The sequence below is a fragment of the Hydrogenophaga sp. L310 genome, assembly GCF_055703065.1.
Window position 1 is genome coordinate 98,793 of the sequence record NZ_JBVPZA010000011.1, and the last position, 23,254, is coordinate 122,046.

Consider the following 23,254-nt stretch of genomic DNA (forward strand, 5'->3'; position numbering starts at 1 on the left):
CGCCCGCGCGGGCAAACTAGCGGTCAGGAGCACGACCGTGAAGATTCTGATTGTTGAGGACGAGCCCAAGGCGGGCGACTATTTGAGGCAAGGCTTGCGTGAGGCCGGCTATGTGGTGGATCTCGTCACCAATGGCGTGGACGGCCTGCACCATGGGCTCGAAGGTGACCACGATCTGGTGATCCTGGACGTCATGCTGCCCGGCATGGATGGCTGGCAGGTTTTGAGCAGCCTGCGCAGCCAGGGACGGGAGATGCCGGTGCTGTTTCTCACCGCCCGCGACCAGGTGGAAGACCGCGTCAAGGGCCTGGAGCTGGGAGCCGACGACTACCTGGTCAAGCCGTTTTCGTTTGCCGAACTGCTGGCCAGGGTACGCACCATCCTGCGGCGCGGTCGTTCGGGTCTGGAAGCCACCACGCTGCAGGTGGCCGACCTGGAGCTGGACCTGTTGCGCCGGCGCGTGACCCGATCGGGCAAACGCATTGACCTGACGGCCAAGGAGTTCGGCCTGCTGGAGCTGCTGATGCGCCGCCATGGCGAAGTCTTGCCGCGCTCCCTGATTGCGTCGCAGGTGTGGGACGTGAACTTCGACAGCGATACCGATGTGATCGAGGTGGCCATGCGCCGCCTCCGGGGCAAGGTGGACGACCCCTTTGAACCCCGTCTGATCCAGACCGTGCGCGGCATGGGCTATGTGCTGGAAGTACCGGAGGCGTCGAACTGATGCTCGGGCGACTGTCACTGACCGCGCGCCTGACCGCCTTCTACGCGCTGGTGTCGGCCACTGTGCTGGTGGGGCTGGCGATCCTGGTGGCGTTTGCGACGAGCCGGCACTTTGTCGAACTCGACCGGGGTTACCTGCAGGACAAGATCGGGCTGGTCCAGAAAATCGTCAGCGAATCCCCGTCGCCGCAGCTGCTGGTCAGCCGGCTCGATGAGCTGCTGGGCAGTCACCACGGACTCTTCATTGACCTGCGCCAGGGTGATCGTGTGGTGTACGGAACCGAGGGCATGGTGTTTCCCTCAGGCCTGGCGCCACAAGGCGCCACCCCCACGGACTGGACCCTTCACGATCAAACCCTGCGCGGCCTGAGCGCGCGCGTCGATCCGCCCTCGACCCCATCGAGCGAGCCGGACGCTGGCGGCGCGCCGATGCAACTGCGGATCGCCCTGGACACCGGGCACCACCTGCATTTCATGCGGTCCCTGAGCCAGACGCTGGCGTTCTACTCGCTGGTGGCCATCCTGGTCAGCGGCTTGCTGGGCTGGTGGGCGGCTCGCCGCGGCCTGGCGCCACTGCGCATCATGAAAGAGCGCGCCTCGACGGTCACCGCGCAAAAGCTGGACCAGCGCATGCCCGTCGAGGCCGTGCCGGTGGAGTTTGCCGATCTCGCCGAAAGCCTCAACACCATGCTCGGGCGCCTGCAGGCGGACTTTGCGCGTCTGCAGGAGTTCTCCAGCGACCTGGCCCATGAGCTGCGCACCCCCATCAACAACCTGCTGACCCAGACCCAGGTGTCGCTGGCGCAGAAACGGGATGCCGAAGCCTACCGGGACATCCTCGCCTCCAACGCAGAAGAGTTCCAGCGCCTGGCGCGCATGGTGTCCGACATGCTGTTCCTGGCCAAGACCGAACACGGACTCGAACTCCCCAACACGGAGGCGATCTCGCTGGATCAGGAAGCGCTGGATCTGTTCGACTTCTACGATGCCGTGGCCGATGAAAAGCGCATCCGCTTGAAAATCCTGGGCGAGTCCCAGGTCATGGGGGACCGCTTGATGGTCCGGCGAGCCATTGGCAACCTGTTGTCGAATGCACTCAGGCACTCGCCTGCCGAAGCCGAAGTCGTGGTTGCCATCGAAGTGCGACCAGGAGAAGCCACCCTGTGCATCACCAACAGCGGGACGACCATCGCGCCTGAAGTCCTGCCACGTTTGTTCGATCGCTTCTTCCGCGTCGACAAATCGCGCAGCCATCCGGAGTCCGATGGCACAGGTCTCGGCCTGTCCATCACCCAAGCCATCATGACGGCCCACGGCGGTTCCGTTTCAGTCACATCGGACCAAGGGCAGACCACTTTCTGCCTCGAGTTTCGCAGCACACGTGTGGTTTGAGCCTTGAATGGCGGCTAGAAGAAGCTCATTTCGGCAAGGCTGAGAGCCCTCACCAGTCGTTGCCATTCTCCAGAAGAAGCGCCGGGCTTGGCTCAGGGAATCGGTCAAGCGGTGTGCAGGATGAAGCCCACGCGTGTGATGCCTTCGCTGGACTCCGCTGCAGGACCGCCATCGTGCATGCGTGCAATGGCTTCAGCTTTCACCAGAGCGCTGTGGGGGCATTTCCATTGAGCCAAATGGGAACGGCCCAGTCCTTTTTATACTTCATAGTAATATTTGAAACTCAGTAGTTTCAATCGTTTGCCTCTTGCGCGCACCGCTGGTGTTTGCAGTGGACACCACTTCTGTGCCTTTGATTGCAGCCTCCTCGGATGCCGCGGCGATTGCTCCCGTGGTTGGGCAGACGCTCAGTGGCAAGACCGCCACCGTATTCATTGACGTGCGGCATTCGTGGCGGCTCTTCTTCTCCCGAACGCTGGCAAGGAGTCCTTCGCGCTCGACTCGGCAAGGCCCTGACCAGCCAGGTTCAGAACAAACACGCTTTCTGAGTTCACCCATCGAGGCATCCCCATGAAAACCATCACCGCACTGCTTGCGTTCACAGCTCTGGCCGGCGCATCTGGCCTCGTCCACGCCCAGTCTGACTTCTACCGCAGCGTCACACCGCCGAACGTGCAAGAAGGGGGCGTTGCCAGTGCTGCCGTACTCGTTGGACGCGAGTACCAGGGTTCCGACGAATCCCGTGCGCGGGTCCTCCCGAACATCGAATACCAGTGGAGCAACGGACTCTTTGCAGGTGTCCTCAACGGTGTCGGCTACAACGGTTCGACGCAGCCAGACATGGCCTACGGCGTACGCGTCACAGCGGATTTCGGTCGCAAGGAGCGTCGCAGCGACGCACTGCGAGGCCTCGGTGACGTTGACCCTCGGCCCGAACTCGGGGCCTTCTTCAACTTCAGTCCGACGCGCGGCGTCACGCTGAACTCCTCGGTGCGCTACGGCAGCGGGAACGAGCGCAAGGGGCTGCTCGTGGACCTGGGGGCCGGCTGGAGCACCAGCCTCAGCCCCCATCTTCGATTCGGCACGACCCTGGCAACCACCTGGAGCAACACCGACTACGCACAGGCGTACTTCGGCATCGATGCCGTGCAAGCGGCGCGCAGCGGACACGCGCGGTTCGTCCCTGGCTCCGGCTTCCGGGATGTTCGACTGGGTGCATCGCTCATCTACCGTGTCGCACCGGCGTGGAGCCTGGCCGGGTCCATCACCTGCTCCGAGCTTCTGGGAGACGCCAGGCGCAGCCCCATCGTGCGTGACAAAAGCGCCCTGACTGCTGTGGTTGCTCTGGGCTACAGCTTCTGACTTTGGCGGCATGCGCCGCTTGACCTGAGGGCGCGAAGCCCCAAAAAAAAGCCTAACCGGCTTGCCGAACTTCTGGAGGTCCGGTATTTCCTCTTCCAACGGGGGTGAACATGGCCCTGACCGACATCACCCGGGCTGAAGCTGGCGGAACTGAGCGACCAGAAACGCCTCTTCAGATATACGCGTTCACCGGCTTGGCATGCCGCATGTGCAGCGACAGCCCCAGAGCGGCCATGTGGTTGCTGTTGCGACCCAGGATCTCTTCGCTCAAGGGCAGGAACTCGGTTTCTTCATAGGCCGCGTGCGCCTTGTACTCGGTCACCAGACGGTGCAACTCGCTCACATCCAACCTGGTGCTCTGGCCCTTGGCGACCGGCTTCAGTCCTTTTTCCAGTTGTTTCCACAGCGCTTCAATCGCACGGTGTTCGTCCGTCAGGCGCTTGGCCATGGCCTTGACACGCTCAAGCTCTGCCCCGGGCTGGGCGCTGGCGATCACGGCGGGAAAGAGTTCGCGCTCTTCTTCCAGGTGGTGCTCGAAGATGGCTTCGCGAAAAAACTCGAGCGATTCTTCGGCAATCTGGCGGGCCTTGGCGGCCGGCTCCAGCAAGGCGGGCAGCTCATCCAGGGCTGTCAGGCGCTTGACAATGCCAGCGTGGCAGTCAGAGAAATTGTTCAGGGGTTCGTCGGTGTTGACGGGGGTATTCATGTTGACTCCTCATGTGCTTTGTACCGTGAATCTGCCGCGGAAATTCGACAGCACACTCACGATGCAAGCACCAGTCTAGAGACTACCAGTTTGGCGACCTTGACGCATGTCAAGGGCTGCCCCATCTCAGTGCGCACCGGAGGTCGCTTTGCCGCGGATGCGGCTCCAGACATTGAACACCATCACCACAGCGGCCCCGGCCACAAAACCGGCCAGGCCACCCAGCAGGCTGTTCGTCAGACTGGCGGCCCACCCCAGGCCGTCGGTGAAGTGCTCGATGCCATGGCCAATGGCAGGGACTCCGTGCACGAGGATGCCCCCACCCACCAGGAACATGGCTGCCGTGCCGAGCACGGACAAGGCCTTCATGAGCCAGGGTGCAAAGGCCAGCAGGCCGCGGCCAAAGGCCTGTTTCCAACTGGCGGCCTGGCGCGCGAGGTACAGGCCGGCGTCATCCAGCTTCACGATGCCGGCCACGAGGCCGTAAACACCCAGGGTCATGAGGAGGGAGATGCCCACCAGCACGGACACGCGCTGCCCAAAGCTGGCCGCCGTCACGGTGCCCAAGGTGATGACGATGATTTCGGCCGAGAGGATGAAATCGGTGCGGATCGCGCCCTTGATCTTTTCCTTCTCGAACGCCACCAGATCCACCTTTTCGTCGCTCACGGCCTTCACCAATTCGGCATGCTGCGCATTCACTTCGTCGGGCTTGTGAAAGAGCTTGTGCAACACCTTTTCCGCACCTTCGAAGCAGAGAAACAGGCCGCCGAGCATGAGCAGCGGCGTGATGAGCCAGGGCACGAAAGCACTGATGGCCAGCGCCGCCGGCACGAGGATGGCCTTGTTGAGCAGCGAGCCTTTGCACACCGCCCACACCACAGGCAACTCGCGGTCGGCTTTGACGCCGGTGACCTGCTGCGCATTGAGCGCCAGGTCGTCGCCCAGCACGCCCGCCGTCTTCTTGGCCGCCATCTGCGTCATGGCTGCGACATCATCGGCCGCCGACACCCCCTGGCGGGCGGCGACCTTGGTCATGACGGCCACGTCGTCGAGCACGGTGGCGATGTCGTCGAGAAGCGCAAGAAGGCTGGTGGCCATGGTGGACGATCTTCAGAAAGGAATGAGAAAGGCAGACGGCGGATTGTCCTCGGTCAGCTGACAAATTTTCTGGCGTTGCGCCAGATGCGCATCCACGGGCTGTGGGCGCTCAGGTCGCCGCTGGTCCAGCTCATCTGGATGTTGCGGAACACGCGCTCGGGGTGCGGCATCATGGCCGTGAAGCGGCCGTCGGCCGTGGTCACCGCCGTCAGGCCGGCCGGGCTGCCGTTCGGGTTGAACGGGTACTGCTCGGTGGCCGCGCCGTGGTTGTCCACGAAGCGCATGGCCGCAATGGCCTGCGCGGGGTTACCGCGGTGCTTGAAGTTGGCGTAACCCTCGCCGTGCGCCACGGCAATCGGCAGGCGGCTGCCCGCCATGCCCTGCAGGAACAGACTGGGCGATTCGAGCACTTCCACCATGGACAGGCGGGCCTCGAAGCGCTCGCTCTGGTTGGTGGTGAAGCGCGGCCAGGCTTCGGCGCCGGGGATGATGTCGGCCAGCTCGGCAAACATCTGGCAGCCGTTGCACACGCCCAGGCCGAAAGTGTCGGCGCGGCCGAAGAACCCCTGGAACTGTTCGGACAGCAACGGGTTGAAGGTGATGCTGCGCGCCCAGCCGATGCCGGCGCCCAGCGTGTCGCCGTAGCTGAAACCACCGCAGGCGACCACGCCCTGGAAGTCGGCCAGCTTGGCGCGGCCGCTTTGCAGGTCGGTCATGTGCACGTCGTAGGCCTCGAAACCGGCCTGCGTGAAGGCATAGGCCATTTCCACATGCGAGTTCACCCCCTGCTCGCGCAGGATCGCGACCTTCGGTTTCGTCAGGTTCAGGAACGGCGCGGCCACGTTGTCGGCCGGGTCGAACGTCAGCGACACGTGCATGCCGGGGTCGGCAGCCAGGCCTGCGGCGGCATGTTCGGCGTCGGCGCAGGCCGGGTTGTCGCGCTGCTGGTTGATCTTCCAGCTCACGCTGTCCCAGACCTGGTGCAGGTCGAACAGGTCGGCGCTGAACACGGCCTTGGTGTCGCGCCAGACCTGCAACTGGCCCTTGCCCACGTCCATGCCGGACGATGCCGGTCGGGTCTTGCCGATGAAGTGGCTGTGTTTGGACAGGCCGTGCTCGCGCAGGGTCTGCATCACCTCGTTGCGGTGCTCGGTGGCCACCTGCAGCACCACGCCCAGCTCTTCGCTGAACAGGGCCTTGAGCGTGAGTTCCTGGCGGCGCGCGGCCACCTGGGTGGCCCAGTTCTTGGCGTCGCCGCTGTCCATGCGGCTGTCGGAAATGCCGTCGCCCTCCAGCAGTAGCATGTCCACGTTCAGCGCCACGCCCACGTGGCCGGCAAAGGCCATTTCAGCCACGGTGGCCAGCAGGCCGCCGTCGGAACGGTCGTGGTACGCGAGGATGCGGCCCTGGGCGCGCAAGGCGTTGATGGCGTTGACGAGCTTGACCAGGTCTTTGGCGTCGTCCAGATCGGGCACGGTGTCACCGAACTGGCCGAGCACCTGGCCGAGCACGCTGCCGCCCATGCGGTTCTGGCCCTTGCCGAGGTCGATCAGCACGAGCGTCGTGTCTTCGATCTGGTTGTTCAGCTGCGGCGTGAGGGTGCCGCGCACGTCGGCCAGCGTGGCGAAGCCGGTGACGATCAGGCTCACCGGCGAGGTGACTTTTTTCTTGTCCGAGCCGTCGCTCCATTGCGTGCGCATGGACAGGCTGTCCTTGCCCACGGGGATGGAAATGCCCAGCGCCGGGCACAGTTCCATGCCCACAGCCTTCACGGTCTCGTAGAGCGCGGCGTCTTCGCCCGGTTCGCCGCAGGCGGCCATCCAGTTGGCGGAGAGCTTCACGCGCGGCAATTCAATGGGTGCTGCCAGCAGGTTGGTGATGGCCTCGGCCACCGCCATGCGGCCCGAGGCCGCGGCGTTGATCGCCGCCAGCGGCGTGCGCTCGCCCATGCTCATGGCCTCACCCGCGAAACCCTGGAAATCGGCCAGGGTCACGGCGCAGTCGGCCACGGGCACCTGCCAGGGGCCCACCATCTGGTCACGATGCGACAGGCCGCCCACGGTGCGGTCGCCGATGGTGATGAGGAAGCGCTTGGACGCGACGGTCGGGTGGCTCAGCACGTCGATCACGGCCTGCTGCAGGTCCACGCCGGTCAGGTCCATGGGCTGACCCGAGCGTTCGACGGTTGTCACGTCGCGGTGCATCTTGGGCGGCTTGCCCAAGAGAACATCCATCGGCATGTTGACTGCGGCCCCCACGCTCCCCACTTCGTGTGGTTCGCTGCCCCCCGAGGGGGCTGTGCTTGCTTGGGGCGGCCCGGCGCGGCGCACGGCGTCTTCGTTGCCCACGAACAGGTGCCGCTCTTCCGTGGCCACACCGACGACCGAGAATGGGCAGCGCTCGCGTTCGCAGAAAGCCTTGAACTGTTCCAGCGACTCCGGCGCGATGGCCAGCACGTAGCGCTCCTGGCTCTCGTTGCACCAGATCTCTTTGGGCGCCAGGCCGCTCTCTTCCAGCGGCACGGCGCGCAGGTCAAAGCGTGCGCCCCGGCCGGCGTCGTTGGTCAATTCGGGGAAGGCGTTGGACAGGCCGCCCGCGCCCACGTCGTGGATGAACAGCACGGGGTTCTGATCACCCTGCGCCCAGCAGTGGTTGATGACCTCTTGCGCGCGGCGCTCGATCTCGGGGTTGCCGCGCTGAACGGAGTCGAAGTCCAGCGAGGCGGCGTTGGTGCCGCTGGCCATGGAGCTGGCGGCACCGCCGCCCATGCCGATCTTCATGCCCGGGCCACCGAGCTGGATCAGCAGCGAACCGGCAGGGAAATCGATCTTCTTGGTCTGCTTCGAGTCGATGACGCCCAGACCACCCGCAATCATGATGGGCTTGTGGTAACCGCGGGTCACACCCGCCACGTCCTGCTCGTATTCGCGGAAATAGCCCAGCAGGTTGGGCCGGCCGAATTCGTTGTTGAACGCGGCGCCGCCCAGCGGGCCCTCGGTCATGATCTGCAGCGGGCTGGCGATGTGCTCGGGCTTGCCGCCCGGCTGGTCGCTCAGGCCACCCCAGAGTTTGGAGACGGTGAAGCCGGTCAGGCCGGCCTTGGGCTTGGAGCCGCGGCCGGTGGCACCCTCGTCGCGGATCTCGCCGCCCGCGCCGGTGGCGGCGCCGGGGAACGGGGAAATCGCCGTCGGGTGGTTGTGCGTTTCCACCTTCATCAGGATGTGGTTGGTCGCAGTCTGGCTGGCGTAGGCCGGCGAAGCGCCCTGCCCGGCCCGTGCCACGAAACGCTCGACTTCGCTGCCTTCCATGATGGAGGCGTTGTCGGAGTACGCGACGATGGTGTGCTGCGGCGCCGTCTGGTGCGTGTGGCGGATCATGCCGAACAGGCTCTTGTCCTGTGCCACGCCGTCGATGGTGAACTGCGCGTTGAAGATCTTGTGGCGGCAGTGTTCGCTGTTGGCCTGCGCGAACATCATCAGCTCGACATCGGTCGGGTTGCGTTTCAGGCCATTGAACGCGTTGACCAGGTAGTCGATTTCGTCATCGGCCAGTGCCAGGCCCCATTCGACGTTGGCCTTTTCCAGCGCCACGCGTCCGCCACCCAGCACGTCCACGTGCTCCATCGGTGCCGGGTGCAACTCGGTGAACAGAGCTTGTGCCTGGCCGCGCTCGGTGGTCACGGCCTCGGTCATGCGGTCGTGCAGCATGTCGGCCACGGCGCGAAGTTGTTCGGCGCTCAGGCTGGCCTTGCCCAGCAGGCCGCTTTTCAGACCGATGCGGAATTCGACCAGCCGCTCGACGCGGTGCAGCGCCAGGCCGCAGTTGTGCGCGATGTCGGTGGCCTTGGACGCCCAGGGCGACACGGTGCCCAGGCGCGGCATCACCAGCAGGGCCGGAGCGCCGGATTTTTCCAGCGCCAGGTGGGCTTCGGTGCAGGGCTCGCCATAGGCCATGAGCTGGCCCACGCGGTCCAGCGTGGCGGCGTCGGGCGCGGCGTCAAACGACGCCAGGTGCACGAAGCGGGCCGAGAGGCCGGTGATCTTGTCGGAAATGCCCGCGAGACGGGGCAGGATTTGCTGGACTTTGAAGTCGCTGACGGCGTTGCCGCCGTCAAAAAAGCGCAGGTGCAGGGTCACGGTGGGTGGCCTTGGGGCTGACGGGCGCGGGGTGGCCCGGGGGATGGGTGGAAACCCGGGATTTTACCCGGGGCGCCCTGGGACGAGCCACACAGGGAATGCAACCAGCCCCTGCTGACGGAGCGCGTGCATCCACCAGCACACGCCGGGGATCCGGCTCCGCCGGTCCAAGGGCGTGGTCCCCCTCGGGGGGAAGCCGCGCAGCGGCGCAGGGGGGTTAAAAGTTGTAGCCGAAGCTCACCTTGATCACCGGCAACACCTTCGCGCTGTCCAGGTCGTCCTGCACCTTGCGCTCTTCGGCCGCGATGGCGGCAGAGGCTCCAGGCTGCGCCATCAGGCCACCGGAGCCGGTCAGGGTGACTTTCGGTTTGCCGATCGAGACACCCAGGTCCAGACCGAAGGTCCAGCCGGGCTCGTTGAAGCGGCCATGGCCCCAGCCAACGCCCAGGTAAGGCATGGTGTTCGGGTACTTGATGGTGGCCAGCAGCGAGTTGCCGGTGGCGCTGAAGGTCTGGCCATCGATGGTCACTGTGCCGTCGGTGGTCTGGGCCTGCAACGCAGCGGAAGAACCGGTGAACGTGGCGCCCGCAACCAGGCGGAAGGTGCCAAGAAACGGGCGGAAGTCGGCGAACACGCCGTTGCCGCGCAGTTTGAGGTCACCCTTGTAGGTGATCTGGTCTTCGGTGTAGGTGTCGGACGTCGTCAGCTGCGCCAGTTCGCCACGCAGACCGAAAGCCGGGCCCACCGGCAGGTTGAGACCCACGCCAAGGCCGCCGGTGCCGGCCACGCCATACACACCGACACCCTGGGCCATCGCCGAACCCGACAGCAAAACCAGAGCCAGACCCGCTGCGTGCACCGTTTTCATCGAAAACCTCATCTTGATGGATTGAACTGCGCGCGAGTATAGGTGTGCACCCGGCGATTCAGGGGTGCATTGACCCTTCGTTTCAAAGCGTTGCAGTCCGCGGGATAATAGCCCCCCATGAGCATCACCTACAAAGACGATACCGGCATTGCGGGCATGCGGATCGCCGGCAAACTGGCCTCCGAAGTGCTGGACTACCTCACCCCGCACGTGGTGCCCGGCGTCACCACCGAGGCGCTGGACAAGCTGGCGCACGATTACATCGTGAACGTGCAGGGCGCCATTCCGGCGCCACTGAACTACGCACCCTCGGGCTACATCCCCTACCCCAAAAGCATCTGCACCTCGATCAACCACCAGGTCTGCCACGGCATCCCGAACGAGAAGGCGCTCAAGAAGGGCGACATCCTCAACATCGACGTGACCGTCATCAAGGACGGCTGGCACGGTGATACCAGCCGCATGTTCATGCTGGGAGGCGAAAGCGCGGCCTCGATCGCGGCGAAGCGCCTGTGCGCCATCACCTACGACGCCATGTGGAAAGGCATCGTCATGGTCAGGCCCGGCGTTCGCCTGGGCGATATCGGCCACGCGATCCAGGTGTTTGCCGAGGGCAACGGATTCTCCGTGGTGCGCGAGTTCTGTGGCCACGGCATCGGCCAGAAATTTCACGAAGAGCCCCAGGTGCTGCACTACGGCAAACCCGGCACACTTGAAGAGCTCAAGGTCGGCATGACGTTCACCATCGAACCCATGATCAACGCCGGCAAACGCGACATCAAGGAAATGGGCGACGGCTGGACCATCGTCACCAAGGACCGTTCGTTGTCCGCCCAGTGGGAACACACGATCCTGGTCACGGAAACCGGCTACGAAGTGCTCACGCTGTCGGCGGGCAGCCCGCCACCGCCCGAGTTCGTCACGCCAGCGGTCAGCACCGTGGCCTGACCCGTGACGGGCCAACAGGAGAGCGCCATGGGCGATCTGAGCGCACTGCGGTTGCAATACCGCAGCGACAAAGCCACCCTGATGAACCGGCTGGGTGTGCAGGGCACCTCCACCCGGGGGGTGCGCAGCGCCCTGCAGAAACTGTCGCGCCTGACCGACCAGACGCTGCGCGAACTCTGGACCCGCTCGGGCTTCGGACCCACGTTTTCGCTCATCGCGGTGGGCGGCTATGGCCGCGGCGAGCTGTTTCCGTATTCGGACGTGGACGTGCTCGTGCTGCTGCCCGACGGCAGCGAACCCGACCGGGACGAAACGCTCAAGAACCGACTCGAAGGCTTCATCGGTGCCTGCTGGGATGTGGGCCTAGAGATCGGCTCCAGCGTGCGCACCATCGCCGACTGCGTGGCCGAGGCCTCCAAAGATGTGACAGTGCAGACCTCGCTGCTCGAATGCCGCCTGATCTGCGGTGGGAAATCGCAGTTCACCACGCTCGTCACCCAGCTCAGCGAAGCGATGGACCCCAAGGCGTTCTTCGTCGCCAAGACGCTGGAAATGCGCCAGCGCCATCACAAGTTTGAGAACACGCCCTACTCGCTCGAACCCAACTGCAAGGAATCGCCCGGTGGCCTGCGCGATCTGCAGATCATCCTATGGGTGGCCAAGGCGGCGGGACTGGGCCGCAGTTGGGACGAACTGGCGCGAAAGGGCCTGGCCACGCCGCTCGAAGCGCGCCAGATCAAAGCCAACGAGGCCCTGCTCAACCTGATCCGTGCGCGCCTGCATCTGTTGTCCAACCGGCGCGAAGACCGGCTGGTCTTCGACCTGCAGAACGCGGTGGCCGAATCGTTCGGCTTCAAGCCACAGGTGCCGGCCGTCATCACCCCCAGCGGCCCCGGCCCCCACGCAGCCCCTGTCGTGCGCGGTGCGCGACGCGCCAGCGAAGTGCTGATGAAGCGCTACTACTGGGCCGCCAAGGCCGTCACCCAGCTCAACCAGATCCTGCTGCTCAACATCGAGGAGCGCCTCGCCAGCGACGACGTCGGCGTGGACCGCATGCGCCCGATCAACGAGCGCTTCTTTGACAAGGCGGGCATGCTGGAAGTGGCCAGCGACAACCTCTACACGCAGCACCCGCACGCGATCCTGGAAACCTTTCACATCTACCAGACCACCGTGGGCATCAAGGGCCTGTCGGCGCGCACGCTGCGCGCGCTCTACAACGCCCGTCCGGTGATGAACGCGAAGTTCCGCAACGACCCGGTCAATCGCGCCACCTTCATGCAGATCCTGATGGAGCCCGAGGGCATCACGCACGCCATGCGACTGATGAACCAGACCTCGGTGCTCGGGCGCTACCTCTGGGTGTTCCGCCACATCGTGGGCCAGATGCAGCACGACCTGTTCCACGTCTACACCGTGGACCAGCACATCCTGATGGTGCTGCGCAACGTGCGCCGCTTCTTCATCGCCGACCACTCGCACGAATACCCGTTCTGCTCGCAACTGGCCGCCGGCTGGGACAAGCCCTGGATCTTCTACATCGCCGCGCTGTTCCACGATATCGCCAAGGGCCGCGGCGGCGACCACTCCGACCTCGGCGCCAAGGACGTGCGCAGCTTCTGCCGCCAGCACGGCATCGAACGGGCCGACGCCAAACTGATCGAGTTTCTCGTGGCCGAGCACCTGACCATGAGCCGCATGGCGCAGAAGGAAGACCTGAGCGACCCGGACGTGATCAACGGTTTTGCCCAGCGTGTGGGCAACGAGCGCTACCTCACCGCGCTCTACCTGCTCACCGTCGCCGACATCCGCGGCACCAGCCCCAAGGTCTGGAACGCCTGGAAGGGCAAGCTGCTGGAAGACCTGTACCGCTACACCCTGCGCGCGCTCGGTGGCCGCGCGCCCGATCCGGACGCCGTGATCGAGGCCCGCAAGCGCGAAGCCCTGTCGATGCTGGCCCTGCATGCCCTGCCCCACCTGGCGCACAAGGCGCTGTGGGACACGCTGGACGTGAGCTACTTCATGCGACACCAGGCCGACGAAATTGCGTGGCACACGCGGGTGTTGACCCGCGAACTGGCTGTTCGAGCCGTGGCTTCAAAAGCCGCCAGCCCTGAAGCGGTCGGGCATGAAGCGCAGGAACCGGACAACAGCATCGTGCGCGCCCGCCTGTCAACCGAGGGCGAGGGCCTGCAGGTGCTCGTGTACGCACCCGACCAGCACGACCTGTTTGCCCGCATCTGCGGCTACTTCGACAACGCCGGCTTCAGCATCCTGGACGCCCGGATCCACACCACGCACACCGGCCACGCGCTCGACACCTTCCAGGTGGTGGCGCCCACGCTGTCCGAGCACTACCGCGCGCTGACCGCCATGGTGGAAAACGACCTGGCCCTGGCCATCGACCAGCGCGGACCGCTGCCCGCGCCCAGCAAGGGCCGGCTGTCCCGCCGCGTCAAGAGCTTTCCGATCACACCGCGCGTGGACCTGCGGCCCGACGAAAAAGCCCAGCGCTGGCTGCTCAGCGTCTCGGCCAGTGACCGCGCCGGCCTGCTGTACTGCATCACGCGCGTGCTCGCGCGCTACGACATCAGCGTGCAGCTCGCCAAAATCACCACCCTGGGCGAGCGCGTGGAAGACACTTTCCTCATCAGCGGCTCCCAGCTGCAGGTCAACAAGCGGCAGATCGAGATCGAAACCGAGTTGCTGGAGACGCTGGAAGGTTAGGCGCGAACCGCTCAGTCGTCCTCGGCCGCGTCCAGGCCGGGAAACAGCACCTCGGTGAAGCCGAAGCGGCTGAAGTCGCGCACCCGCATCGGGTACAGCACGCCCTGCAGGTGATCGCATTCGTGTTGCACCACCCGGGCATGAAAGCCCTCGGCTTCCCGGTCGATGGGGTTTCCTGCAAGGTCAAAGCCCTGGTAACGGATGCGCTGCCACCGCGGCACGATGCCGCGCAGACCGGGCACCGACAGACAGCCCTCCCAGCCCTCTTCCTCCAAGTCGCCCAGCGGGGTGATCACCGGGTTGAGCAAGACCGTGCGCGGCTCCATGGGCGCCTCGGGATAACGCGGGTTCGCCGCGCCGGTACCGAAGATCACGAGCTGCAGGTCGACGCCGATCTGCGGCGCGGCCAGTCCCGCCCCGTTCGCCGCGGCCATGGTCTCGACCATGTCGGAAACCAGGCGGTGCAGCTCGGGCGTGTCGAACCGGGTCACGAGCTGGGCCACGCGCAGCAGCCTCGGGTCGCCCATTTTCAGGATGGCATGAAGGGTCATGTTGTGGAGGTCCGGGCTGAATCGGGGCCTTCTTCAATGTAGTGCTGATGGCGCTTGCGGACCACCGCCGCGGCCTCGTCGTACAGGAACGGCAGGTACATGTAGCGCCGGCCGGCGGTCACGGGCATGGCCTCGTGCAGCATCGAGCAGGAGAACACCACGGCACCGCCGCTGGGCGCGGTGTACAGGCTGTTGCCGTATTCCGGAAACCGCAACTGTCCGCCGCTGTATTCCCCGGTGTTGAGGAACAGCGAGACGGCAAAACGCCGATGGGCCGTGCCCAGGGTGGTGTTATCACGGTGCGCCCGGAAATGCCCACCCTCGGCCGCGTCGTAACACGCCACCAGATGGCGCTCCAGGTGTGAAGCCTCGAACTGAAACGCGTTGCGAATCTGTGGCACCAGGCGATGGCGGATGGACGTCACACACTGCTGCCGTAAGGCCGGATCCGCGATGGTCCAGTCACTTCGCACCTTGTGCCGGCGGTCCTGAAGCTGAACCGTCTTGCCGTCCACGTCGCGCATGAAACCGGAAGGCGCTCCACCATGGAGGTCATAGGCGGCCCGCAGGACGCGGCACAAGCCAGGGCTGAACACCCGCGGGACGATCAGCACCGGCGCAAATGCCCCCACCGGATGGGGTGGATCGAAACGCGGCAGGGTGGGCAAGAGCTGAAACAAGCGGGAGAGGCTGGTGGCCGTGTCCCCGCCCAGGCGATAGGCGCTGACCACACGCAGGGTCGGATCCAGCAGGTAGACCGATTTGCGCAGCGTACCGTCCTTCTCACGCAGTCCGAAGCCCGCAGCGATCGCATGGTCGAAGTCCCAGAACACCCGCAAGCCCGGCATCTGGCGCGTGATGCGGGACTGGGTCTCGTCCTCGGGGTCATGGCTGACCCGGAAATACGACAGTCGTTCGTCGTCGAACAGGTCCCGGTGCTCCTGCACCGCCTGTTCAAGTTGCTGGCTGTCGGCGTCCGCGGCCGACCCGAAAAAACCCAGCAAAACAAAGCGGCCAGCGGCGGAGTCGAAACTGAATCGGGGGTTGGTCGAGGACCGGGCATGGAACCAGGGCGCAGGCTCGCCGATGACCAGAGGATTGTCGCGGGGATCCATGGAGTGGGCAGTGGGCTGTCGTCAACGCCGATGGCTGAAGGCGGGACCATTGTGTCTCAACTCCGCAGCGGGCAGCCACCTTGAGGGCACTGGTTTTCCCGGGTGTGGTCCCTGCGGGCACAGGGTGTAAATTGGGCGCTTCCGTGCGCAGCCCGCGGCCAGCACGAAAGCGCCCCACAACAGGAGGACCCGTCAACATGAACCCCACCCCCATCCGCCCATCCATGCCCTCCCATCCCGCCTCTCACCGGGCGTTGCGATACCCGCTCATCGGGCTGGGCGCGGGTCTTCTCCTTCTGGGTGCACTGGTCGCAGGCCAGGCGCGCGCCCAGGGCGCAGAGATCTTCAAGGGCGCCGACCTGGCGCTGGGCGAAAAGATGATCACCGAGCACAAGTGCGTGGCCTGCCACGTCAGCAAGGTGGGCGGCGACGGCAGCGCCATGTACAAGCCCATGGGCAAGATCAACACCGCCGGCCTACTGCGCGGCATGGTGGAGATGTGCAACACCACCATGAACCTGGGCATGTTCCCGGAGGAAGTCAGCGCCGTGGCCGCGGTGCTCAACCGGGACCACTACAAGTTCAAGTGAACCGAAACCAGGCCCCCACGCTCCGCCGCTGACGCGGGTCGCTGCCCCCCGAGGGGGTGCGAATTCAGCTTGGGGCGGCCCGGCGCTGAATTCAAGCCTGCAACAAGGCCAGCATGGCGGCTTCATCCAGCACAGTCACGCCCAGCGTCTGCGCCTTCTCCAGCTTGCTGCCGGCTTCCGCGCCCGCCACCACGTAGTCGGTCTTCTTGCTCACCGAGCCAGCCACCTTGGCCCCCGCGGCTTCCAGCAGGTCCTTGGCGGCGTCGCGGCTGAGCGTGGGGAAGGTGCCGGTGAGCACGAAAGTCTTGCCCGCCAGCGGTCTGGGCGCCTGCGCCGCGGGTTCGCCCTCTTCCCAGGTGACGCCACACGCCCGCAGCTGCTCCACCACTTCCCGGTTGTGCGGCTGGTCAAAGAAGGTCCGGATGCTTTGCGCCACCACTGGGCCGACATCGTTCACTTCCAGCAACTGTTCCACCGTGGCGTCCATGATGCGGTCGATCTGGCCGAAGTGGCGCGCCAGGTCTTTGGCCGTGGCTTCGCCCACATGGCGGATGCCCAGGCCGAACAGGAAGCGAGGCAGCGTGGTCTGCTTGGACTTCTCCAGCGCGGTCACAATGTTCTGCGCCGACTTGTCGGCCATGCGGTCCAGGCTGGCCAGCGCGGTGAAGCCCAGGCGGTACAGGTCGGGCAGGGTCTTGACCACGCCCGAGTCCACCAGCTGTTCCACCAGCTTGTCGCCCAGGCCCTCGACCTCGACCGCGCGGCGGTGGGCGAAATGCAGGATGGCTTCCTTGCGCTGGGCGGCGCAGAACAGGCCACCGGTGCAGCGGTAGTCGACCTCACCCTCTTCGCGCACGGCATCGCTCCCGCACACCGGGCACTGGTGCGGCATGGTGAACACCTCGGCGCCTTCTGGCCGCTTCTCGGGCAGCACCCCCACCACCTCGGGGATCACGTCGCCCGCTCGCCGCACGATCACCGTATCACCCACGCGCACGTCCTTGCGGCGCGCCTCGTCCTCGTTGTGCAAGGTGGCGTTGGTCACGGTCACGTTGCCCACGAACACCGGCGCGAGCTTGGCCACGGGCGTGAGCTTGCCGGTGCGTCCCACCTGCACGTCGATGGCGAGCACGGTGGTGAGCTGTTCCTGCGCCGGGTATTTGTGCGCCACCGCCCAGCGTGGTTCGCGGGTGACGAAACCGAGCTGCCGCTGCAGCCCGAGCGCGTTGACCTTGTAGACCACGCCGTCGATGTCGTAAGGCAGCTGGTCGCGGCTGGCGCCGATGCGCTGGTGGAACGCGACCAGCTCGTCGGCCCCCGTGGCCACCGTGGTCTGCTCGGCCACCGGAAAACCCCAGGCCTTGAGTTGCATGAGCAGTTCGAAGTGGGTCTCGAACGCCGGGCCGCCATGCTCCGGCGGCGTGATCTCGCCCAGGCCGTAGGCGAAGAAGCTCAGCGGGCGCTGGGCGGCAATGCCCGAATCGAGCTGGCGCACCGCGCCGGCCGCGGCGTTGCGCGGGTTGACAAAGGTCTTTTCGCCCTTGGCACCGGCGGCGATCTTCGCGCGTTGCTTCTGATTGAGTGCATCGAAATGATCGCGGCGCATGTAGACCTCCCCCCGCACCTCCAGCACCGCAGGAGCGCCCGCTGGCAAGCGCAAAGGAACCTGGCCGATGGTGCGGATGTTGTTCGTCACCTCCTCACCCACCTCCCCGTCGCCGCGCGTGGCGGCCTGCACCAGCACGCCGTTTTCATAGCGCAGGCTCATGGCCAGACCGTCGAACTTGAGTTCGGCCACGTAGTCCACTGGCGGGTCGGCTTCGGTCAGCCCCAGCGCGCGGCGCACGCGGGTGTCGAAATTGCGCGCGCCGCTGGGTTCGGTGTCGGTCTCGGTGTTGATCGAGAGCATGGGCACGGCGTGGCGCACCGGCGTGAAGGCATCCAGCACCCGACCACCAACACGCTGGGTCGGCGAATCCGGCATCAACAGTTCGGGGTGCGCGGCCTCCAGCGCCTGCAGCTCACGGAACAGCCGGTCGTATTCGGCGTCCGGAATCTCCGGCGCGTCCAGCGTGTAGTACAGGTGGGCGTGGTGGTTCAGTTGCTCGCGCAACTCGGCCGCGCGTTCGGCCGGCGATGGTTCAGCGGAAAAAAGATCAGAAGTGCTCATGCAGCGAGAGAAGTGAGTTCAACCCAGGATGCCGCGGAACCGGCTTTGCCGGGCCGCCTGCATCGCCCCCTGGGGGGTCACGCGAAGCGTGGCGGGGGGGTCAACTGAACAGCCGCCTCGCCTGCGGCGAACCCGCCGACAGATCATGGCTGTCCAGCGCGTCGTACAGGCTTTCCAGGTCGGCGCCGATGCCGTCCATCGTGTCGGTTGACAGCGGCTGTCCGGCGTCGTCGGTGATCACGCCTTCCATGGCCTCGGCCAGCGCAGCGGCGGCCTGGCGCATGCGCAGAAACGGTTGTTCGCTGCGCGGCACGTGGGTGACTTCGAGCGACAGCGCCACCTCGCGCAACGCACTTTGTTCCGGGTCTTCGGCCATGGCGGCCTGCGAATCAAACGCCAGGCTCAGGATGGGCGCTTGTCCCGCCGCGCTGGCGGGCAGCACCATGCGCCCGGGCAACACGCCCGCAACGAATCCGTGCCGCGCCGCATTCTGGGCCACATATCCGGGACTCCAGGCGCTGCGACGGGCGCGCAGCGTGAAGCCCAGCTGGGCATCGTGGCCGCTGGCAAAGGCGTCCAGTTCGCGGGCACGGGCCACCTCGGCCCTCATGTCGGGGAAATCGGGTGCGGCGCCCACCGCATCGGCAAAGGCCTGGGCCTTGACGACGAACTCGGAGAACTCGATATCGTTGAGCGCGCCGGCACGGTTCGCCAGCTGCACGCCGGCCTGCAGCGCGTGGTAACGCTGCCCGGGCCGGGGCCCTTCCCATTCACCGCTGATCTCGTTCAGGCCTTCGACGGCAAACGGCTTGCTGCCGACCCGACGCGTGCCAGGCAACGCAGCCAGCAAGGCATCGCCCGACACCGGACCTTCAATCGCCAGCGGCGTGATGACGTCGATCAGGGCGTCCAGCCCGGGCCGCTTCTCGGGTGGATTGACGACGTTGTTGAGCGTGACAGGCACCACCACCGGAGCGCGCGCTTCGCCATCCCCCGCCACCTGCGGTTCAGGCTCGCTCGCGGCCTCGAACGCATGGCCCATCACGGGTTCGATGCGTTCGGATACCCCATCGTGGTCCGGCTCGGTCACCGGGCCGGTCAGCGGGCTTTCAAAGCTGTGGGGTTCGCCCGCACCGTCTTGCCCGGGGCGTTCGCGGGCGGTTCGCGGGGCGCTCTTGCTCGTGACCCAGGCGTTGTAGGCCACGACGCCGGCCAGCACGAGCCCTCCGATGATGGCCAGACTGATTTGCAGAGTGCTCATGTGTGTTCAGCGGTGGGTGGCGTGATCAGACGGATTCCAGCATGCCGGCAGCGGACTCCATGTCCACCGCGACGATACGCGAAACACCCTGCTCCTGCATGGTCACGCCGATCAGCTGCTCGGCCATTTCCATGGCGATCTTGTTGTGGCTGATGAACAGGAACTGGGTGCCCTGCTTGCTCATGCTGGTCACCAGGCGCGAATAGCGCTCGGTGTTGGCGTCGTCCAGCGGAGCGTCCACCTCGTCGAGCAGGCAGAACGGCGCCGGGTTGAGCTGGAAGATGGCGAACACGAGGGCGATGGCGGTGAGCGCTTTTTCGCCGCCCGAAAGCAGGTGGATGGTCTGGTTTTTCTTGCCTGGCGGCTGCGCCAGCACCTGCACGCCCGCGTCCAGGATTTCCTCGCCAGTCATCACCAGACGGGCATTGCCGCCACCGAACAGCTCGGGGAACATGCGGCCAAAGTGTTCGTTGACGGTGTTGAAGGTGCTGCCCAGCAGGTCGCGCGTTTCGGCGTCGATCTTCTTGATCGCGTCTTCCAGCGTGGTCATGGCTTCGACCAGGTCGGCCGACTGCGCGTCGAGAAAGGTCTTGCGCTCGCGCGCCGCGGTGAGTTCGTCCAGTGCCGCGAGGTTGACCGCACCCAGCGCCTGGATCTCGCGGTGCATGCGGTCGATCTCGCCCTGCAGACCCGTGAGCCGCACATTGCCCTCCGAGATGCTCTGCGCCACGGCGGCCAGGTCGGCCTGGGCCTCTTCGAGCTGCTGGCTGTACTGCTCCACCCCCAGGCGCGCGGCCTGTTCCTTGAGCTGGAAATCGGTGATGCGCTGGCGCAGCGGGTCGAGCTCGCGCTCCAGCTTCAGGCGGTGTTCGTCGCTGGCGCGCAGCTTCATCGTGAGGTCGTCGTACTGGCTGCGCAGGGCGCCCAGGGTCTGCTCGCGTTCGAGCTTGACGGCCAGCACGTTCTGCAGCCCGGCCTGGGCCGCGGCGTCGCTCAGGCGGGCCAGCTCTTCGGCGGCCCGCTGCTCTTCGTCGGCGAGCGACTTTTCCTGCGAGGCCGCGGTTTCCAGTGAGCGCTGCAGCTCACCCTGGCGCGCCTGCAGGCTGCGCAGGGCGAAGGTGGCCTCCTGCGCGCTGCGCTCCAGCGAGCGCTGCTGCTCGCGTGCCGCATTCAAAGCGCGCTCGGCATCGATCACCTTGTCGTCGAACTGGGCGTGGCGCTCCTGGCAGTCGGCGAGCATCATGTCCAGCTCGTCGAAGCGGGCCTCGGCCGTCACACGGCGCTCCTGCAGATCTTCCAGCTGGGCATCCACCTCGGCCAGATCGGAAGCGATCTGCTCGCTGCGCGCGCGGGTCTGTTCGGCCAGCTGCGTCAGGCGCAGGGCCTCGACCTGCAGCTCGTGGGCCTTGCCACGCGTTTCGGCGCCTTCGCGGCGCGCGCTCACGAGCCGCTGCGAGGCGTCGCTGTAGGCCGCTTCCGCGCGCACCAGCGCGGTCCGGGCCTGCTCGGCGATCAGTGCCTGGGCCCGCAGCTCCTTCTCAAGGTGTTCAATTTCCTGCGCGCGCGCCAGCAGGCCGGCCTGCTCGCTGTCGGGCGCGTAAAAGCTCACGCTGTGCGCGCTGACCGCGTGGCCGCTGGGCACGTAGATCACTTCGCCGGCCTGCAGCTGGGCGCGCTGCGCCATCGCTTCGTCCAGGCTGGCCGCCGTCAGGCAACCCTGCAACCAGTCACCCAGCAGGGCCTTCTGCCCGGCGTCGTTCAGGCGCAGCCAGTCGGCCAGCGGTTTGAGCCCGCTGTGGCTGGCGCTGCCCGACGCCACGGCGGACGGGCTGTAAAACGCGAGCTTCGCGGGAGGGGCATCGTTGCCGAACGAGCGCACCATCTCCAGCCGCGACACTTCGAGCGCACCCAGGCGCTCACGCAGCGCGGCTTCGAGCGCGTTTTCCCAGCCGGTTTCGATGTGGATGCGGCTCCACAGGCCCTGCAGGCCGTCGAGTCCGTGCTTGGCCAGCCAGGGTTGCAGCTTGCCGTCGGTCTTGACCTTCTCCTGCAGCGCCTTGAGCGCTTCCATGCGGGCCGACAGGTCGGCCTGTTTCGCCGATTCCTGGTTCACCGCCTGCTGGGCGGCGCGGCGCTGCTCGTCGAGCTGGGGCACGCTGTCCTGCAACTCGTGCAGCACAGCGTCGGCCACGTCGGCGGCTTCCTGCGCCACCACCAGCTGGCTCTGCGCGTCCAGCAGGCGGGCCTCGTCGGGCGCGGCCAGGGCGTTGCGGTCGGCGGCCAGGCGTTCGCGTCGCTGGTTGAGCTGACGGCTCTGCTCTTCAATGTTGCGCTGCTCGGCGGCCAGCACCTGGATCTGCTGCTGCACCTGGGTCACGCTGCCACGCTGTTCGTTCGCCCGGTTCTGCGCCTGGCGCAGGCCGTCTTCCAGCGCGGGCAGGGCCACACCCTGCTCTTCGCCTTGGGCGGCGAGCACCACCGACTTTTCTTCAGCCTCGACCATGGCTTCGGCCAGCTGCTCCAGCTCCACACCGGCGTCCTGGCTGCGCGTGGTCCACGAGGCCATCTGTTCCTTCAACTGCACCAGCCGCTGTTCGACACGGGTGCGGCCTTCGATCACGAAGCGGATCTCGGCTTCCAGCTTGCCCACCTCGGCGCTGGCTTCGTACAGCTTGCCCTGCGCCTGGTTGACCTGGTCGCCCGCGGCGTAGTGCGCCTGGCGGATGGTTTCCAGCTCGGACTCGACCCGGCGCAGGTCGGCGGTGCGCGACTCCAGGTCGTTCAGCGCCTGGGCGGCGTCGGTCTTGACCTTGATCTGGTCGGCCTCGGCCTCGCTGCGCTTCAAAAACCAGAGCTGGTGCTGCTTGAGCGTGGCGCCGGCCTGCAGGGTGTTGTAGCGCGCAGCGACCTCGGCCTGCTTCTCCAGCTTGTCGAGGTTGGCGTTGAGTTCGCGCAGGATGTCTTCGACCCGTGTGAGGTTTTCGCGCGTATCGCTCAGGCGGTTGGCCGTCTCGCGGCGGCGTTCCTTGTATTTGGAGACCCCGGCGGCTTCTTCGAGGAACAGGCGCAACTCTTCGGGCTTGCTCTCGATGATGCGGCTGATGGTGCCCTGGCCGATGATGGCGTAGGCGCGCGGGCCGAGGCCGGTGCCGAGGAACACGTCCTGCACGTCGCGGCGGCGCACCGGCTGGTTGTTGATGTAGTAGCTGCTGGTGCCGTCGCGCGTGAGCACGCGCTTGACGGCGATTTCCAGGAACTGGCCCCACTGGCCGCCGGCGCGGTGGTCGGCGTTGTCAAACACCAGCTCGACGCTGGAGCGGCTGGCCGGCTTGCGGTTGTTGGTGCCGTTGAAGATCACGTCCTGCATGGACTCGCCACGCAGCTCGGACGCCTTGCTCTCGCCCAGCACCCAGCGCACCGCGTCCATGATGTTGGACTTGCCGCAGCCGTTGGGCCCCACCACGCCCACCAGTTGCCCGGGCAGCATGAAGTTGGTCGGCTCGGCGAAGGACTTGAAGCCCGATAACTTGATCGAATTGAGGCGCACGGGAATTCGGTCGCGGGAAGCTAACTGTTTGATTTGTAACGATAATCCTCCCCCGAG

The 23,254-nt window shown here is 65.9% G+C and carries 15 protein-coding genes; 6 read left to right on the forward strand and 9 right to left on the reverse strand.

Features of this window, described 5'->3' with window-relative positions:
- Positions 1-37 precede the first annotated feature (37 nt).
- From AC0GNO_RS17760 to AC0GNO_RS17770, 3 genes are all read left to right on the forward strand, one after another.
- Entirely contained in the window at positions 38-724 is a 687-nt protein-coding gene (locus tag AC0GNO_RS17760) for a heavy metal response regulator transcription factor (protein WP_472904902.1), read from the forward strand.
- Entirely contained in the window at positions 724-2,115 is a 1,392-nt protein-coding gene (locus AC0GNO_RS17765) for a heavy metal sensor histidine kinase (protein WP_472904903.1), read from the forward strand. Before AC0GNO_RS17760 ends, AC0GNO_RS17765 begins: the two co-directional genes overlap by 1 nt.
- 570 nt (positions 2,116-2,685) lie before the next feature.
- A complete protein-coding gene (locus AC0GNO_RS17770) occupies positions 2,686-3,477 on the forward strand; it encodes a MipA/OmpV family protein (RefSeq protein ID WP_472904904.1) in 792 nt (263 codons plus the stop codon).
- 172 nt (positions 3,478-3,649) lie between these two features.
- On the opposite strand, the gene AC0GNO_RS17775 is transcribed toward AC0GNO_RS17770, so the two are convergent.
- The 4 genes from AC0GNO_RS17775 to AC0GNO_RS17790 form a co-directional block, all read right to left on the reverse strand.
- Positions 3,650-4,183 (reverse strand): hemerythrin domain-containing protein, encoded by a 534-nt coding sequence (locus tag AC0GNO_RS17775; RefSeq protein ID WP_305360111.1) that lies wholly within the window; start codon positions 4,181-4,183, stop codon positions 3,650-3,652.
- Between the two features lie 126 nt (positions 4,184-4,309).
- On the reverse strand, positions 4,310-5,284 hold the full coding sequence (locus AC0GNO_RS17780) for a DUF808 domain-containing protein (RefSeq protein WP_472904905.1): 975 nt from the start codon (positions 5,282-5,284) through the stop codon (positions 4,310-4,312).
- A 53-nt stretch (positions 5,285-5,337) separates the two neighbouring features.
- Positions 5,338-9,420, reverse strand: a complete 4,083-nt coding sequence (gene purL, locus AC0GNO_RS17785) for a phosphoribosylformylglycinamidine synthase (RefSeq protein WP_472904906.1) — start codon at positions 9,418-9,420, stop codon at positions 5,338-5,340.
- Between the two features lie 217 nt (positions 9,421-9,637).
- A complete protein-coding gene (locus AC0GNO_RS17790; protein ID WP_472904907.1) occupies positions 9,638-10,288 on the reverse strand; it encodes a hypothetical protein in 651 nt (216 codons plus the stop codon).
- Between the two features lie 117 nt (positions 10,289-10,405).
- Between AC0GNO_RS17790 and map the strand changes: the two genes are divergently transcribed.
- Positions 10,406-11,236, forward strand: a complete 831-nt coding sequence (gene map / locus AC0GNO_RS17795) for a type I methionyl aminopeptidase (RefSeq protein ID WP_472904908.1) — start codon at positions 10,406-10,408, stop codon at positions 11,234-11,236.
- A 27-nt stretch (positions 11,237-11,263) separates the two neighbouring features.
- Positions 11,264-13,963: a [protein-PII] uridylyltransferase gene (locus AC0GNO_RS17800; RefSeq protein ID WP_472904909.1), complete on the forward strand. Its 2,700-nt coding sequence runs from the start codon at positions 11,264-11,266 to the stop codon at positions 13,961-13,963.
- 11 nt (positions 13,964-13,974) lie between these two features.
- On the opposite strand, the gene def is transcribed toward AC0GNO_RS17800, so the two are convergent.
- Entirely contained in the window at positions 13,975-14,514 is a 540-nt protein-coding gene (gene def, locus AC0GNO_RS17805; protein WP_472904910.1) for a peptide deformylase, read from the reverse strand.
- The gene (locus AC0GNO_RS17810) at positions 14,511-15,629 is read right to left on the reverse strand and encodes a 2OG-Fe(II) oxygenase (protein ID WP_472887960.1); all 1,119 of its coding nucleotides are present in this window, start codon (positions 15,627-15,629) and stop codon (positions 14,511-14,513) included. The genes def and AC0GNO_RS17810 overlap by 4 nt, the downstream gene beginning before the upstream one ends.
- A gap of 197 nt (positions 15,630-15,826) precedes the next feature.
- On the opposite strand from AC0GNO_RS17810, the gene AC0GNO_RS17815 reads away from it, so the two are divergent.
- Positions 15,827-16,219 (forward strand): hypothetical protein, encoded by a 393-nt coding sequence (locus tag AC0GNO_RS17815; protein ID WP_472887961.1) that lies wholly within the window; start codon positions 15,827-15,829, stop codon positions 16,217-16,219.
- Positions 16,220-16,310: 91 nt separating this feature from the next.
- Here AC0GNO_RS17815 and ligA read toward each other — a convergent pair whose 3' ends face one another.
- From ligA to smc, 3 genes are all read right to left on the reverse strand, one after another.
- On the reverse strand, positions 16,311-18,389 hold the full coding sequence (gene ligA, locus AC0GNO_RS17820) for an NAD-dependent DNA ligase LigA (protein ID WP_472904911.1): 2,079 nt from the start codon (positions 18,387-18,389) through the stop codon (positions 16,311-16,313).
- Positions 18,390-18,489: 100 nt separating this feature from the next.
- On the reverse strand, positions 18,490-19,650 hold the full coding sequence (locus tag AC0GNO_RS17825) for a cell division protein ZipA C-terminal FtsZ-binding domain-containing protein (RefSeq protein ID WP_472904912.1): 1,161 nt from the start codon (positions 19,648-19,650) through the stop codon (positions 18,490-18,492).
- Between the two features lie 25 nt (positions 19,651-19,675).
- Positions 19,676-23,197, reverse strand: coding sequence for a chromosome segregation protein SMC (gene smc, locus AC0GNO_RS17830; protein ID WP_472904913.1), 3,522 nt, complete (start codon positions 23,195-23,197; stop codon positions 19,676-19,678).
- Between the last annotated feature and the right edge of the window lie 57 nt (positions 23,198-23,254).

Excerpts from the sequence above, each read along its gene's own strand:
- AC0GNO_RS17810 (WP_472887960.1), bottom strand. The coding sequence starts at position 15,629 with ATGGATCCCCGCGACAATCCTCTGGTCATCGGCGAGCCTGCGCCCTGG.
- def (WP_472904910.1), bottom strand. The coding sequence starts at position 14,514 with ATGACCCTTCATGCCATCCTGAAAATGGGCGACCCGAGGCTGCTGCGC.
- AC0GNO_RS17800 (WP_472904909.1), top strand. The coding sequence starts at position 11,264 with ATGGGCGATCTGAGCGCACTGCGGTTGCAATACCGCAGCGACAAAGCC.
- map (WP_472904908.1), top strand. The coding sequence starts at position 10,406 with ATGAGCATCACCTACAAAGACGATACCGGCATTGCGGGCATGCGGATC.
- AC0GNO_RS17780 (WP_472904905.1), bottom strand. The coding sequence starts at position 5,284 with ATGGCCACCAGCCTTCTTGCGCTTCTCGACGACATCGCCACCGTGCTC.
- AC0GNO_RS17765 (WP_472904903.1), top strand. The coding sequence starts at position 724 with ATGCTCGGGCGACTGTCACTGACCGCGCGCCTGACCGCCTTCTACGCG.
- AC0GNO_RS17775 (WP_305360111.1), bottom strand. The coding sequence starts at position 4,183 with ATGAATACCCCCGTCAACACCGACGAACCCCTGAACAATTTCTCTGAC.
- AC0GNO_RS17790 (WP_472904907.1), bottom strand. The coding sequence starts at position 10,288 with ATGAAAACGGTGCACGCAGCGGGTCTGGCTCTGGTTTTGCTGTCGGGT.
- AC0GNO_RS17825 (WP_472904912.1), bottom strand. The coding sequence starts at position 19,650 with ATGAGCACTCTGCAAATCAGTCTGGCCATCATCGGAGGGCTCGTGCTG.
- AC0GNO_RS17770 (WP_472904904.1), top strand. The coding sequence starts at position 2,686 with ATGAAAACCATCACCGCACTGCTTGCGTTCACAGCTCTGGCCGGCGCA.
- ligA (WP_472904911.1), bottom strand. The coding sequence starts at position 18,389 with ATGAGCACTTCTGATCTTTTTTCCGCTGAACCATCGCCGGCCGAACGC.
- AC0GNO_RS17815 (WP_472887961.1), top strand. The coding sequence starts at position 15,827 with ATGAACCCCACCCCCATCCGCCCATCCATGCCCTCCCATCCCGCCTCT.